Here is a 15,441-nt window from a genome sequence, read left to right as displayed (position 1 = left end):
AATAGATAATAATATTAATAAAAAACTGATAATATATAAAAGACAACATATGAATTTAACTACTAAACTGCTATTAGGATTTGGTTTGAGTGCTGGTTTTTTAGGCTATTCGCAAGATTTAGGTAAAGTAAACCCAGTTCTTACCGGAGCTCCTTTCTTAAGAATTGCACCTGATGCAAGATCGGGAGGTATGGGAGATCAGGGGGTGGTAACCTCTCCGGATGCATTTTCACAATTCTGGAATGCGGCTAAATACCCTTTCAGCAGGACAAGTTCTTCCGTAGGTCTTAACTATACGCCTTACATGGGAAAACTTACCAATGATGTATTCTTATTATATGCTTCGTTCCATAAGTTTTTAGGACAGGAAGAAAGATCTACAATCTCCGCGAGTATCTATTATTTCAATATGGGACAGGTAGACCTGACTCAATTGGTGGGTACAGAAATTGCTTCTATGGGTACATCAAAACCAAACGAATTCTCCATTGACGTTGCCTACGCTTTGAAACTTTCTGATTCATTCTCCGGAGCTGTTACCGGTAGATTTATCCGTTCAGACTTAGCCGGAGGATTCAACACAGATACAACACTTAAGGCTGCGAACAGTTTTGCAGTAGACGTTTCAGGATACTATACCTCTCCAAGATTCTCCAGTATTGGCGGATATGATGGTAAAATCAATGCAGGTTTAGCTATTCAGAACTTAGGTCCGAAACTGGATTATACAGGAAATGAAGAATCAAGATCTTATCTGCCTACTATGGCAAGATTAGGGGTTGGATACGATATGTACCTGGATGATATGAACAGAGTTGGAATCTCTGTGGAAGGTTCAAAACTATTAGTTCCTGGATCTGAGTATGCAGGAATAGACCCGAATACAAGACAGCCTATCTACCAGATCCCGAATGTAGGACCAATGGCTGGTATCGGAAAATCTTTCAAAAATAAAAACAGTATCATGTATAGTGGTGCTCTGGAATATTCTTATGACAATGCATTTTCTGTTAGAGGAGGTTACTTCCATGAAAGTGAAGAGCAGGGAGCAAGACAGTTTGCAACTGCAGGGGTTGGGTTAAGATACCGTTCTTTCGGACTTGATCTTTCTTACCTGATCAATATGTCTAAGATCAACAGTGCATTGGATAACACGCTTCGTTTCGGTCTAACCTGGAACATCGGAGAAGAAACATCCAACAACGATCGTTAATAAAAGCAACAGCTCTATAAAAAAAGCCTCATACATTTTTGTATGGAGGCTTTTTTTATGTCAATCGTCAATGGTAAATTCGCTTCGCTTGTCAATTTTTTTTCTACTGCAACCATTCACCATTCCCTTTGCAAAGTAAAAGTTCAATTTTGATTCGTGAATAGTCAATTGTCAATCCGCTTCGCTTGTCAATTTTTTTTCTACTGCAACCATTCACCATTCCCTTTGCAAAGTAAAAGTTCAATTTTGATTCGTGAATAGTCAATTGTCAATCCGCTCCGCTTGTCAATTTTTTTATGCTGCAACCATTCACCATTCACTGTGCAAAGTAAAAGTTCAATTTTGATTCGTGAATAGTCAATCGTCAATCCGCTCCGCTTGTCAATTTTTTTATGCTGCAAGCATTCACCATTCACTTTGCGAAGCAAAAATTTACTATTGACCTTTAAATAATGTAATCGTATAGTCAAGAAGTTTTCCATCACCGTAGTCGCCATGGCCGGGAACTACAATTTTCACATCCGGATATTCTTTTTTTACTTTTTCAACGGTATTGGACCAGGCAAAAACATTGGCATCACCCAAATATCCTTTACCTGCCTCCAACTCTTTCAACAAACAGCCTCCAAATAAAACATTCTCGCTTGGAAAATATCCCACAGCATTGTCTTTTGTATGCCCTTCGCCGAAAAATTTTGCTATGACATCTTTATCCCCGACTTTTAAAATAACAGAATCATTAAAACTGTTTTCAGGAATAACAAAATTATTTTCTCTGGCCAGCTCAATTGTTTTCACATAGGAATAGGATGAAATATTGTGCTTATGAAAAGTCATCAATCCTCCCAAACTGTCATCATGAAAATGGGTTGGAATAATGGCCTTAATTTTCGAATCAAGATTTTCATTAATCCATTGTATCAGCTCTTCCGAACTTTTATCATTGGTAGGTGTATCAAAAACAATAGTTTCGTTACGATCTTTTACAACCAATCCATTACAGGGTACATTCCCGAAATCATTGGTCTGTTTAAAGGAGGTATGAATAAAACAATTCTCTGAAATCTGAGTAATGATCAGGGTTTTTGATTCATATATTTTCTTTGCTTTAAAACTGTTTTTGCTCTGTGTACTACAGCTTAACATGATCAAAGAAAACAAAATGACCAATATATTTTTATTGATGAAATTCATAAAATGATAATTTACGCTTGAGATAAGCTAAGATAGGAATTCGTGGAACAGGATTTGTTAGCTGTTGTGTTAAAAAATGACGAATTGTAAGTGGCGAATCATCCATATGTTTCATCTGTCAATTTATTTTAAATAATACTACATCTTAATTAAAAAAAATATAATATTTAAGTTAATAAAAGTCTCTTATTTATGGCGATTTTCTTAAATTCAATAGCTATTTTTGTAATATGAACTATTCGGCGGAACTAAAAAAATTTGTAACCAGTCAGTATGTATATTCTGCGATCAGAATTACATTAGCTACTGTTCTGCCTTGTTTAGTCCTCGCCCACTTCGGGATTTTGAAAGAATACTTCCTTTTCCCTCTCGGAACCAGCTTTGTAGCTCTTACCGACCAGCCCGGTCCTTTTATCCGAAGAAGAAATGCCCTTACTTTTGCGATCTGCTGTTTTGTCTTTGTAGCACTTATTGCCAGTCTTGTGATGAATATTAAAGTACTGGTCATTCTGGAAGTCATTGTTTTCGGGATGTTTTTCTCCCTGATTGGCGTTTATGGCCAGAGATTGGCTGCAGTAGGCTCATTATCTTTGGTAGTACTGGCCATCTTTATTGACGGGCATCTTACAGGAAGCAATATCTTTAAAAGTCTGCTGATATTTGCTTCAGGCTGTATCTGGTTTCTGTTGATATTCCTTATTGTAACTACCATTCGTCCTTATAAACTGGCAAGCCAGATGATTGGCGAAAATTATCTTCAGCTGGCAGAGTTTTTAAAGATCAAAGCCAATTATTATCAGAAAAATCCGGATTTTAATAAGCTGACCACTCAGGTTATTGCCAAGCAGATTGAAATAAAAAACCTTCAGGAAGATACCAGAGAAACCGTTTTCAAAACCAGAACTATTGTCAATGAATCTACGACCACCAGCCGCTTATTAATGCTGATGTTTCTTAATTCGATGGACCTTCATGAAAAACTGATGACCTCGGAAAGTGACTATCAAAAGTTACAGCAGAGCTTTGAAGACAGTATGATCCTGGTGAATATCCATGATTATCTTAACCTTCTGGCGGAAGAGATCACCAATATCGGAATCGCCCTGCAAAGTGGTACCAGAGCCAAGCCGATGTTTAATCTGGAAGAGGAATTAAAAAACTTAAATTATAATTATTTCGAACTCAGAAATAAACAGCTTTCTCCCGACAATCTGGAAAATTTCATGATCCTGCGCCAGATCCTGATGCGTATCTATGAAATCACGAAAGAAATCAACGAAATATATAAAGTATTTTCACAGGATATCAAGCTGGCGAAAAGTTTATCTACAGGGTTGGATCTTAAGAAATTTATGCCCAATGAACCTAAACTGAATGCTAAGGTTCTGAGAAATAATATTTCCTTATCATCTTCCCATTTCCGCCATGCTATAAGAATTACAACAGCTCTGCTATTGGGATACGTTTTCTCTATGTTCGATTTTCTGGGACTGGGACACACGTATTGGATATTAATTACCATTACAGCGATCTTAAAACCCGCATATTCCATCACTAAACAGAGAAACCTTCTCCGTCTCTATGGAACCATTGCCGGAGCAAGTATTGCTTATGCCATTCTGTATTTTGTACATATTAACGGCGTTTTATTTGCTATTCTGCTCATTAGTATGATCATGTGTTTCAGCTTTTTGAAAGGACGGTATTTCTGGGCGGTATTATTCATGACGATTTATGTTTTCCTCAGCTTTAATTTTTTAAATCCGGGGAAGGTTAATATTATTTTTAAAGACAGAATCCTGGATACTGCTATTGCCGGGATCATTGCCTTTGCCGTGTCATATATTGTACTGCCGGTTTGGGAACATACGCAAAACCTGGATCTAATGAAGAAGTCTGCCGCGGACAACCTTATCTACTTCCAGAGCGTGATTTCCAAATTCCTACAGGGAAATTTCGATCTCGAAGATTATAAGGTAAAGCGAAAAAATGCCATTATTTCTTTGGCTAACCTTTCCGATAATTTCCAGAGAATGATTTCTGATCCTAAAAATCAGCAGAAAAAACTGGAAGTGGTTCACCAGTTTGTGGCAACATCTCACCTGATTACCGCCTATACCGCTTCCCTATCCCAATATGCAAAAAGTAATGAGCAGTATCCTGAAATAGATGCTGAAAGCTGGAGCAGAAAGATTGAGGCCGAAATGCAGCAAACCTCTACCCTTCTCAACGGAAATGATATTAACGAAACCCTGAAAATGGAAAGCCGCCTTGAGCCGGAAGATTCCTCCATTGAAGATATGCTCCTGAAAAGAAAAACAGAGATTGAAGAAAATGAAATTGTTGACCGAAGAGATCCTGATAAAATTTCACATTTAACCGAGCTTAAAAATATCCACGATATTCTTGAGCTGATCTATGATGTCGCAAAAGAGCAGAGAAAAGTGATCGAAAAATATAAAAACGAAACTGAGCCTACTCCTCCACAATCGTAAAGCAGTAATCGTCAAAGAATTCCACCCTGGCTTTGAATTCATCTGAAAACTGATCATCGTAAACACGGCAACTGATTTTATGAAGGTGCTTCAGCTCAAAAGGCTTTACTTCATAATTCTTTTTTAAAGACCAATATTTTGAGTGATGAATTTTGTACATACTTTCTTTTACACTCCATATAATGGTATAGAAAGTATCCGCTTTGTCTTCCGGAATAAATCCACGCTCATTCTCATAGGTAAATTTATCAATCACTCTTAAAATCTTAGGATTGAATTTCTCAATATCAATTCCTATTTTATTTTTAGAAACAGCAATCGCTGCAAAAGGAAAAGAATGCGTAATAGATATTTCCGCATCGTAGGGAGAAAGAAAAGGCTCTCTTTCTTTATATAAAATTTTAGAATTAGGCTTTAATCCTTTCAGGAGCTTGCGAACCATCAGGACTTCCAGCAATTTTTTAGGATGATAATCTTTTACCTTCTCAGCATTTTCAGGCTCCAGAAGTTGGTTGATATCAAGTTCTTCACTTTCATCGTACTTCCAAACCAGAATGGTGGCATTATCATCTGAAAAATCTCTGTAGAGGGGCATTCTTTTTTTATTGGACAAAAATAGTGAAAAGATGCGGAAGTTGAAAGGAATGGAAGAGGGATGCCGGAAGATGGAAGTTACTATTCATCGTAAAAATAATTTTCCGTTGAGGAAAAAACAAACTCTTTGTTTCCTTAATCTTTATAACTTCCAGCATCATTCTTCCATCTTCCAGCTAATTATTTAGACTGATGATTCACATCATTTCTGTGCTCTATAATTTCAAGTTTTGAATTTACAAAATAAGCACTTCCGAAACCATTTACATAAGAGCCTTTTACAGGCTGCAATGCAATTAAAATAAAATCTCCCATTTCGGAAATTACCTCTACAACTTTGCCGTGAGTTTCTCTAAGTTTCCCAACAACAGCATTCCATACTTCAGAATCTCTTTCAATCTGAGAAGTGGCTGCTTCAATGGTCAGACGTTCGCGGGCATAGATCTGTTTGGTGGCAGATTCATCTTCAATAAACATAATGGATGTTTTTCTTCCGTCTGCAAGGTTTTTAGTATGTTTTGCCATGAAAGATACCAGAATATAGAATGTCTGATCAACCTGTACAAAAGGTGCATAGCTTGAATTAGGATTTCCTTCAGCATCAACAGTAGCAAGAATTACACTTTTTGAAGCATTGATCAGTTCCTGTACTTTGGGAGCAACAGGTTTTATTTTCTTTTCTGTATGGGTTTGGTTCATAATATATTTGTTTATCAGCTAAATTAATTATTTATATTAAGACTAAATAATATTAAGCTATGTTTAATCTCATAAAACTGAACTTGGTTTGCCGTTTTTATATCTTAATTATAAATCGTAATTTTGCCTTTCGTTATCAATTGAATTTTAAAACTATTCATTACATATGAGTACTACAACACAATACGTTCCTTATAAAGTTAAGGATATCTCCCTTGCAGAATGGGGTAGAAAAGAAATTACCCTTGCAGAAGCAGAAATGCCAGGTTTGATGGCTATCCGTGAAGAATACGGACCATCTCAGCCGCTGAAAGGAGCAAGAATCGCAGGATGTCTTCACATGACCATCCAAACGGCTGTGCTTATCGAGACTCTTGTAGCTTTAGGAGCTGAAGTTACATGGTCATCTTGTAATATTTTCTCTACACAGGATCACGCTGCTGCTGCTATTGCTGCTGCTGGAATTCCGGTGTATGCATGGAAAGGATTAAATGAAGAGGAATTTGACTGGTGTATTGAGCAGACTTTATTCTTCGGTGAAGACAGAAAGCCATTAAACATGATTTTGGATGATGGCGGAGATTTAACAAACATGGTTTTTGATAAATACCCTGAGTTCACAAAGGATATCAAAGGTCTTTCTGAAGAAACCACTACAGGTGTTCACAGACTTTACGAAAGAATGAAGAACGGAACTTTAGTAATGCCTGCCATCAACGTAAATGATTCGGTTACTAAATCTAAATTCGACAACAAATACGGATGTAAAGAATCTGCTGTAGATGCAGTAAGAAGAGCTACAGACGTAATGCTTGCTGGAAAAAGAGTGGTAGTTTGCGGATACGGGGACGTAGGTAAAGGTACTGCAGCTTCATTCAGAGGAGCTGGTTCTATCGTTACTGTTACGGAAATCGACCCGATCTGTGCACTTCAGGCTGCTATGGACGGTTACGAAGTAAAAAGATTAGATACTGTGGTAGACAATGCTGATATCATCATCACTACAACAGGTAACTTCAATATCGTAAGAGGAGAGCACTTCCTTAAAATGAAAGATAAAGCGATCGTTTGTAATATCGGTCACTTCGATAATGAAATCGATATGGCATGGTTGAACAAAAACTATGGTCATACTAAATCTGAAGTGAAGCCTCAGGTGGATATCTATACAATCGAAGGAAAAGAAGTAATCATCCTTGCAGAAGGTAGATTGGTTAACTTAGGATGTGCTACAGGCCACCCAAGCTTCGTTATGTCTAACTCTTTCTCTAACCAGACGTTAGCTCAGATCGAACTATGGAATAACTCTGCAGCTTACAAAAACGAAGTATACATGCTTCCTAAGCACCTGGATGAAAAAGTGGCTGCTTTACACCTTAAGAAATTAAGCGTGGAGCTTGAAACTCTTTCTCCTGAGCAGGCTGAGTATATCGGTGTAGACGTAAAAGGGCCATTCAAGCCTGAGTACTACAGATACTAGATCTTAACAAAACATGATATGATCCCACTATTTCTAAGATAGTGGGATTTTTTTATGGAGAGAAATAATCCATTCGTTATTTTTGTCCCCTAAAAAAATAACATGAAAAAATTCTTATTTCTGGGACTCATGAGTTCTGTGGTATTCTTTAACAGCTGCAACAGTAATGATGATAATGAGGGAAACAATACCTCTTCTAAAGTATTGTTAAGCAAAGTCACAATAGTTTATTATGACAACCCATCGCAGCCGCAGACAAGCATACAAACTCTGGAATACAATAATCAGGGTGAGCTTATCAAAACAACATCAGCTTTAGGAACTTCCAAGTTCGAATATAGTAATGGAAAACCAACTAAAACCACATATTATAAACCAGATGGTACGGTAGACTATTACTCAGCATATAGTTACAATGGAGATCTGCTTACGACGGTTAAAGCCATTTATACTACTAATCCGGATTATAACAGAACCATTACTTATAATTATAATACCAACGGACAGGTAATTTCTTCATCTCTTTGCCAGTCACCAGCCTGTTCCAACCCCATCGTGGATACTTATACTTATGATGGAAACAATATTTCAACAGAAATTTCAGAAGGTGGAGGATCCAGCTACAGCACAAAAATTGTTTACTCATATGATGATAAACAGAACCCATACATCAATATCAACAAATATTTAAAAATTATGATGGGAAGAGCCTACGCTGTAAGTCAAAATAATTATCTGACGGAAAAAATCAGCTATAAAAGTAATGGAGTCTGGACACAAAATCAAACCCGAACTTCCACCATTCAATACAACAGCGCTGGTTATCCTACTGAGGTGATTTCAAAAGAAGCCAACGGAAATCTTTCAGCGAAGTATACTTACGAATATATCACTCAATAATAAGGCTTTAACTCTTCAAAATTTGGAGAGTTTTTTTATCTGATATATTCGTCATCAATTAAGCCTGTTTTTATAAATAATGAATATATTTAATCCTTATTTAATAAAACTTTTAAATACATGAAAAACCAATTATTTATCGGGTTGATGAGCTCATTTTTATTCCTCAACTGCAGTAGCAATAATGACGAAAATAATGAACCCAATCCTTCTGATTCTCAAATATTATTAAGTAAAGTCACTACAGTTTATTATACAAGTCCCTCCGGACCGCACACCAGTATTACAAAATTAGATTATAACAGTCAGAAACAATTACTTAAAATTACATCAGAAACTACAACCTCCGTTCTGGAATATGACGGTGCCGGAAAACCTTCAAAAATTACTTACCATAAAGCAGATGGTACCGTAGCTTATTATAAAACGTTTACTTATAATGGTGATCAGCTTACGATGATTAAGAAAATAGATCCAGATACTCACTATAATACAACAATGACGTATACCAATGGTAAAGTTACTGGAACTTCTACTTGTGAGTCTTCCAGTTGTCCCATTCCGTCTACCATGTCATATACTTATAGTGGTGATAATGTTTCGGAAGAAATTTCGGTTAGTGATGGTATCGGCGGTCCACATACTAATAAAAAAGAATTTTCATATGATAATAAGGTAAATCCCTATTCTTTGATGGGCAAATATTTTAGAATGATTATGGGAGGAGCAGAGTTTTTAAGTCAAAATAATTACACCACAGTAAAAATAAGTGGCAAAGATGGCACTGGAAACTGGAGTCAAATTATGAATTTTACCTATCAGATAGAATATAATAGTAATCAACTGCCAACTCAGGTCATGGTAAAACTGGATAATAATGATTATGCAAAATATACTTACGAATATATCACTCAGTAAAACAAGGCTCTCCATTTTGGAGAGTTTTTTTATGAGCTGATTCCCGCTATCCACTCATACTCCTCGCCCCAACCTACCCCGGCCTATTACCCACCAACTCTCCCTCTCATGCTCCGGGGTAAACGCTGCTATCGGGGCTAGGAGAAGATGATGAATTATAATTGATAAATGATGAGTGATGAATGATGAATAGATTTATATTATTCAATGGTAACGGGTTATATCCTGAGTTTAGACGAAGGGAGCCTGAAACATACACCTACTTCATCATTCCATCCAGTATTTTTCCCATATTTTCCCTTTGTCAGAGCTCTATTTATAAAAAATGAATATCTTAGCCCTCTTAAACAAAACATTAAACTATGAAAAAACAAAGAGTATCGAATGCATTTGTAGCTGCGTCGTGGGTAGCATTGGGAGCAGGAATGATTGGCTTTATTGTCGGTCTTGCAAGAGCAGAAATGCTGCTGAATGAGAAGGGATATTATTTCACCATCCTTCTTTATGGTTTATTCGCTGTGGTTTCTTTACAGAAAGCAGTACGTGACAGATTAGAAAACATTCAGGTAACAGATATTTATTATGGAATCTGCTGGTTTGCTACATTATCATCCATTGTATTACTGGCCATCGGACTTTGGAATGCCACCATCCTTCCAAGTGAAAAAGGTTTTTATGCCTTTGCCTTTCTACTGGCACTCTTCGGAGCTATTGCAGTTCAGAAAAACACCCGTGATAATATGCTTCAGGAATAAAGTAAACTCTCCAAAACGGAGAGTTTTTTATTTAAATAATTTCATTGAAATTTATAAATTACTACAAACTTTACATTTAAGTTAAAAATATATTAAGTTTTTTGCTATTTTAGCTGTGCTTATTTCACAAACTAATGACATGTACAAAAAACTAATAATTTCTGCTCTGTTTATAGCAGCATTTCAACTTTCAAAAGCACAAAATGAGTTTATAACGATCTGGAAAACGCAAAACTCACAACTCATTAAATTTCCCGGCAGAGGAACCAATTTCAAAGTATATTGGGAAGAAGTAGGATATCCTCAGCATAATGGCACAATGAGTAATGTAACTTCCACGACCGAATTCATAATCAACTTGGGTGTACCTTTTAATCCTGTATCATCTCAAGCAAGTTACAGAATTAAAATCAGTGACGGCACTGGAAGTTTTGATCAGGTAAGATTCTTCGACAATACATTAACTCCCACTTACAATGCTCCAGACCGCTCAAAAATAACCCAGATTGCCCAGTGGGGAAATATAAAATGGAAAAGTTTTGACAATGCTTTTGTATACTGCGACAACATGGATGTTACAGCTACTGATGCACCGGACCTCAGCATGGCCACCAGTATGCGTCAGATGTTTTATTTGTGTATGTCACTCATCGGCAATCCTTCTTTTGATACCTGGAACACCTCTACCATCACAGATATGTATTATATGTTTGGTGACAATTATCTCTTCAACCAGCCACTGGGAAACTGGGATACTTCGAATGTTACGGATATGTCATATATGTTTGACTATACCGGATTCAACCAATCTTTGAGTAAGTGGAACACAGCGAAGGTGACCACCATGAGACATATGTTTCATGATTCTGGAAATTTTAACCAGGACCTTCAAAACTGGAATACCTCCAATGTTACTGATATGAGTGAAATGTTCTCTGGCACTGCTTTTAATCAAAATATCGGAAGATGGAATTTAAGTTCATTAACAACAGCCACCGGAATGTTTCTCAATTCTGCCATGAGCTGTGTGAATTATGATAAAACGCTTTTTGGATGGAGCCAGAGTTCATCAACCCCCAGTAATATTAACTTATCCAGTGCTTCGCCATTAATCTATTCTCATGCCGATGCCGTAACTGCCAGAAATTATTTAATTAATTCTAAAGGCTGGATTATATCAGGTGATGCTTACAACGGACTCTGCAACCAGACACTTTCAACGTCTGAAAAGGAGATCAGTAATAAACCTGCTATTTACCCAAATCCTGCAAAGGATGTGATTTATCTTAAAAATATTCAGCATCCGGTAAGCTTTATCATCACCGATATGAGCGGAAGAACTGTCGCCAAAGACAATCTTGAACATGAAAAGATTGCTATCGGACTTTTGACTCCGGGAAGTTATATTCTACAAATTTTGACAAAGGATACAATTCATTCACTTCCGTTCATCAAACAATAAACTAATCATAAAACGATAACCATGATTCTAAAGAAAATTCCAACACTCATTTTTCTTTTGTTACTATTTCTGGCAAAGGCACAAAATGAATTTATCACTATCTGGAAGCCGGCCTCTACAGTATTACCAGCTGTAAATGTAGATGCTCCTTATCAGGCAACTACACAGCAAATATGGTTTCCCGGAATTGGTGATAATTATGATATTTACTGGGAGGAAGTAGGCTATCCGCAACACAATGGTTCTCTTCTCGATGTAACTTCCACAAAACAGGTCCTTATAGACTTCGGGACGTCAATCGCAGAAAAAAATGATGCCAAATACAGGGTAAAAGTTACAAATGGAAATGGAACTTTCAGGCAGATAAAATTCGGAACGCCTCAACTATTTCCTGGTCCTGAGCAAGTTTTTCCTATCTGGCAGATCAATGGAAGTTCAGATAAAATATTAGAAATAGAACAGTGGGGTAATATTTCTTGGACCACCATGGAGAGTGCCTTCAGTCTGTGCAGGCTTATGCAGCTTACAGCAACAGATACTCCCAACCTTAATAATGTAGAGGATGCTTCTTTCATGTTTTATGGCACAACCAGCTTTATGGGCGCCAGCTCTATGCAAAACTGGGATACTTCCAAAATTAAGAATTTTAGTTTTATGCTTTCTCTTTTATTTGATGTGAACCCTTCTGCTACATTAATAGAACAGTTCAACTCACCTTATCTGGACAGCTGGAATATGTCTTCAGCCACCAACCTCAGCTATATGTTTGGAAACAGAACAGTTTTTAACCAGACTCTCAATAGCTGGGATGTCTCAAAGGTGACCGATATGAGCTGGATGTTTGGCCAGTGCTTAAGTTTCAATCAGCGACTGGATAACTGGGATACTTCAAGCCTTGAGGACATGCATTTTATGTTTCATATGATTCCTGTTTTCAATCAGCCATTAAACTGGAATACTTCCAAAGTGACCAATATGGCGCATATATTTCATGGCTGTACAACCTTTAATCAGCCTTTAGACCATTGGGATATGACAAAAGTGACCAGAATAGACCAGATCCTTAATTTTGCTTCAGGTTTCAATCAGTCATTAGGAAACTGGAACTTAGTTTCTCTTAACAATGGTAATGCTGCTTTAACAATGTCTGGTCTTAACTGTGAAAATTACAGCAAAACCCTTATGGGATGGGCAGACAATCCCAATACAGCCAACAATGTTTCATTAGGTTCTGTACAAGGATTAAAATATGCGTCCAACGTATCAGACAAAAGGGATATTCTCGTCAATAAAGGCTGGTCAATAGTAGGTGATGTGGTGGGAAGCTGTTTACTATCTTCATCGGATATAAAGCTAAATAAAAAAACTCTGCTTTACCCTAATCCTGCTGTAGATGATATTCATATTGAAGGATTAAGTGATATAAAAAATTACAAGATTTATGATGCGAGCGGAAGACTGGTAAAGGAAGGAAATCCCAATAATGATATCATCAATGTAAGTTCCTTACCTAAAGGGAATTATATGATACAACTGATCATGAAAGAAAAAACAATTTCTTCAAAATTCATTAAGAAATAACTATAAAACCTCAATATGGTATTGAAAAAATTTTCGACAGGACTTTTTATTTTCCTGTTGTGTATAGTAAAAGCCCAGAATGAGTTTATCACGATCTGGAAGCCTGCTTCTACGGTAATACAGCCTGTCACTGTAAGTGCTCCCTACCAGGCAAGTTCTCAGCAAATATGGTTTCCCGGAATTGGTGAAAACTATGATATTTATTGGGAAGAGGTAGATTATCCCCAGCACAACGGTTCTCTTACCAATATAACCTCTACAAAACAGGTTCTTATTGATTTTGGTACATCAATCGCAGAAAAGAATGATGCAAAATATAGGGTAAAAGTGAGTAACGGGAATGGAGTTTTTCAACACATAAAATTTGGAGATGTACAAGAGGTTCAGCTTCAGGATCAGATTTTCCCGGTGTGGCAGATCAACGGAAGTGCAGATAAGATACTGGAAATAGAACAATGGGGAAATATTGCATGGACAACGATGAACAGTGCTTTCAGCCAATGTAAACTTGTTCAGCTTACCGCTACAGATATCCCAAATCTTAGTAATGTTGAAGATGCTTCTTATATGTTTTATGGCGCAAAAACCTTTACAGGTGCAAGCTCCATGCAAAACTGGAATACTTCTAAGATTAAGAATTTCAGATTTATGTTTGCGATTATCTTTGACAGTATCAATAACTCACTTCCTGATCAGTTCAACCCTCCTTATTTTAATAGCTGGAATATGTCGTCAGCAACTGATCTCAGTTTTATGTTTGGAGGAAGAGGGATCTTTAATCAGACCTTAAACAACTGGAACGTTTCTAATGTCACTGATATGAAATGGATGTTTGCTCTTTGTCCAAACTATAATCAGCCTATGGATAACTGGGATACCTCAAGCCTTGAAGACATCCGTTTTATGTTCCATTTTGATTCCAGTTTCAATCAATCCTTAAATAATTGGAATACGTCTAAAATTACCAATATGGCCCATGCTATTCATGGCTGCACGGCCTATAGTCATTCCCTGGAAAACTGGGATATGACCAAGGTTACCAGAATAGACCAGATTCTTAAGGAAACGCCCAATTTTAATCATTCCCTTGCAAGCTGGAATCTTGCCAGCGTTAATAACGCAGCCCAGGCTTTGATGCAGACAGGAATAGATTGTGAAAATTTCAGTAAAACACTTGCAGCATGGGCAGATAATCCTGATACTGCCAATAATGTTGATTTAGATATTGTAACCCCTTTGACTTATGCTTCCAATGCCGCAGATAAAAGAAATATTCTCATCAGCAAAGGATGGACGATGTCGGGTGATACGGTAGGAAACTGTTTACTGTCCTCATCAGAAGTCAGGCTGAATAAAAAACTTTCACTATATCCCAATCCCGCTGTGGATGATATTCATATTGAAGGACTAAGTGACATTAAAAAGTACAGAATTTTTGATGCAAGTGGAAGGCTTGTACTAGAAGGAAATCCTAATAAAGAAATGATCAATGTAGGATCATTACCGAAAGGAAATTATATTTTACAGCTCATTTTGAAAGATCAGACCATCTCTTCAAAATTCATTAAAAAATAAAGTAAAAAGCCTCGCTGAAAAGTGAGGCTTTTATTTTGAGTTGAAAAATAATCTATTGGTCAAAATAATTAGGATGCTGGGCTTTGATATCATCTACCGTTCCCAGTACTTTATCTTTTAAAGAATCCTGATATTTCTGAAGTTTTGCAGCGACTTCTTCATTACCGCTTCCTAAAATTTTTGCAGCTAAAATCCCGGCATTCAAAGCTCCGTTCAAAGCTACGGTAGCTACCGGAATCCCACCGGGCATCTGAAGGATAGATAAAACAGAGTCCCATCCGTCTATAGAATTACTGGACAAAATAGGAACCCCGATTACCGGAAGTGTAGTACAACTCGCCACCATCCCCGGAAGATGTGCTGCTCCACCTGCTCCGGCTACAATGACCTTCAGCCCTCTTTCCTTAGCAGTTTTTGCATAATCGAACATTCTTTCCGGAGTTCTGTGCGCTGAAACTACTGTCAATTCATAAGGGATATCAAGGCTTTTAAGAAAATTTGCAGCCTGTTCCATAATCGGCAGATCACTCTGACTGCCCATAATAATTCCTACCATCTTCAATTTTATTAGATGT

The 15,441-nt window shown here is 37.1% G+C and carries 13 protein-coding genes; 9 read left to right on the top strand and 4 right to left on the bottom strand.

Translation table 11 applies throughout. The features are described from left to right. The first annotated feature begins 49 nt into the window (after positions 1 to 49). Positions 50 to 1,213, top strand: coding sequence for a type IX secretion system outer membrane channel protein PorV (gene porV, locus KBP46_RS21535; RefSeq protein WP_062674515.1), 1,164 nt, complete (start codon positions 50 to 52; stop codon positions 1,211 to 1,213). Positions 1,214 to 1,648: 435 nt separating this feature from the next. On the opposite strand, the gene blaCHM is transcribed toward porV, so the two are convergent. After that, positions 1,649 to 2,407: a CHM family subclass B1 metallo-beta-lactamase gene (gene blaCHM, locus KBP46_RS21530; protein ID WP_216444139.1), complete on the bottom strand. Its 759-nt coding sequence runs from the start codon at positions 2,405 to 2,407 to the stop codon at positions 1,649 to 1,651. A 230-nt stretch (positions 2,408 to 2,637) separates the two neighbouring features. Between blaCHM and KBP46_RS21525 the strand changes: the two genes are divergently transcribed. After that, positions 2,638 to 4,902, top strand: coding sequence for an FUSC family membrane protein (locus KBP46_RS21525; protein WP_216444138.1), 2,265 nt, complete (start codon positions 2,638 to 2,640; stop codon positions 4,900 to 4,902). Here the strand turns inward: KBP46_RS21525 and KBP46_RS21520 are convergent. Both KBP46_RS21520 and KBP46_RS21515 read right to left on the bottom strand, forming a co-directional pair. Continuing rightward, a complete protein-coding gene (locus KBP46_RS21520; RefSeq protein WP_216444137.1) occupies positions 4,883 to 5,497 on the bottom strand; it encodes a 4'-phosphopantetheinyl transferase family protein in 615 nt (204 codons plus the stop codon). The two genes, KBP46_RS21525 and KBP46_RS21520, sit on opposite strands and share 20 nt — an antisense overlap. Positions 5,498 to 5,676: 179 nt before the next feature. Next, complete coding sequence (locus tag KBP46_RS21515; RefSeq protein WP_216444136.1) at positions 5,677 to 6,195, bottom strand: pyridoxamine 5'-phosphate oxidase family protein; 519 nt, start codon at positions 6,193 to 6,195, stop codon at positions 5,677 to 5,679. 166 nt (positions 6,196 to 6,361) lie between these two features. On the opposite strand from KBP46_RS21515, the gene ahcY reads away from it, so the two are divergent. From ahcY to KBP46_RS21480, 7 genes are all read left to right on the top strand, one after another. Further along, positions 6,362 to 7,675 (top strand): adenosylhomocysteinase, encoded by a 1,314-nt coding sequence (gene ahcY / locus KBP46_RS21510; RefSeq protein WP_123843016.1) that lies wholly within the window; start codon positions 6,362 to 6,364, stop codon positions 7,673 to 7,675. 102 nt (positions 7,676 to 7,777) lie between these two features. Next, on the top strand, positions 7,778 to 8,575 hold the full coding sequence (locus KBP46_RS21505; protein WP_216444135.1) for a hypothetical protein: 798 nt from the start codon (positions 7,778 to 7,780) through the stop codon (positions 8,573 to 8,575). A 120-nt stretch (positions 8,576 to 8,695) separates the two neighbouring features. After that, entirely contained in the window at positions 8,696 to 9,493 is a 798-nt protein-coding gene (locus KBP46_RS21500) for a hypothetical protein (protein ID WP_062674505.1), read from the top strand. Positions 9,494 to 9,855: 362 nt separating this feature from the next. Next, the gene (gene yiaA / locus KBP46_RS21495; RefSeq protein ID WP_034699887.1) at positions 9,856 to 10,248 is read left to right on the top strand and encodes an inner membrane protein YiaA; all 393 of its coding nucleotides are present in this window, start codon (positions 9,856 to 9,858) and stop codon (positions 10,246 to 10,248) included. Between the two features lie 139 nt (positions 10,249 to 10,387). Further along, positions 10,388 to 11,710 carry a BspA family leucine-rich repeat surface protein gene (locus KBP46_RS21490; RefSeq protein ID WP_216444134.1) on the top strand — a complete coding sequence of 441 codons (1,323 nt, stop codon included), beginning with the start codon at positions 10,388 to 10,390 and terminating at the stop codon, positions 11,708 to 11,710. Between the two features lie 21 nt (positions 11,711 to 11,731). After that, complete coding sequence (locus KBP46_RS21485; RefSeq protein WP_123279433.1) at positions 11,732 to 13,291, top strand: BspA family leucine-rich repeat surface protein; 1,560 nt, start codon at positions 11,732 to 11,734, stop codon at positions 13,289 to 13,291. A 15-nt stretch (positions 13,292 to 13,306) separates the two neighbouring features. Next, positions 13,307 to 14,866 (top strand): BspA family leucine-rich repeat surface protein, encoded by a 1,560-nt coding sequence (locus KBP46_RS21480; RefSeq protein ID WP_216444133.1) that lies wholly within the window; start codon positions 13,307 to 13,309, stop codon positions 14,864 to 14,866. A 52-nt stretch (positions 14,867 to 14,918) separates the two neighbouring features. Here KBP46_RS21480 and purE read toward each other — a convergent pair whose 3' ends face one another. Then, positions 14,919 to 15,422: a 5-(carboxyamino)imidazole ribonucleotide mutase gene (gene purE / locus KBP46_RS21475; RefSeq protein WP_123279431.1), complete on the bottom strand. Its 504-nt coding sequence runs from the start codon at positions 15,420 to 15,422 to the stop codon at positions 14,919 to 14,921. Positions 15,423 to 15,441 lie beyond the last annotated feature (19 nt).

Source organism: Chryseobacterium sp. PCH239, from assembly GCF_018924625.1.
GTDB classification, from domain to species: domain Bacteria; phylum Bacteroidota; class Bacteroidia; order Flavobacteriales; family Weeksellaceae; genus Chryseobacterium; species Chryseobacterium cucumeris.
Note: the sequence above shows the minus strand (reverse complement) of the source record. Positions and strands in the feature narration are given on the sequence as shown.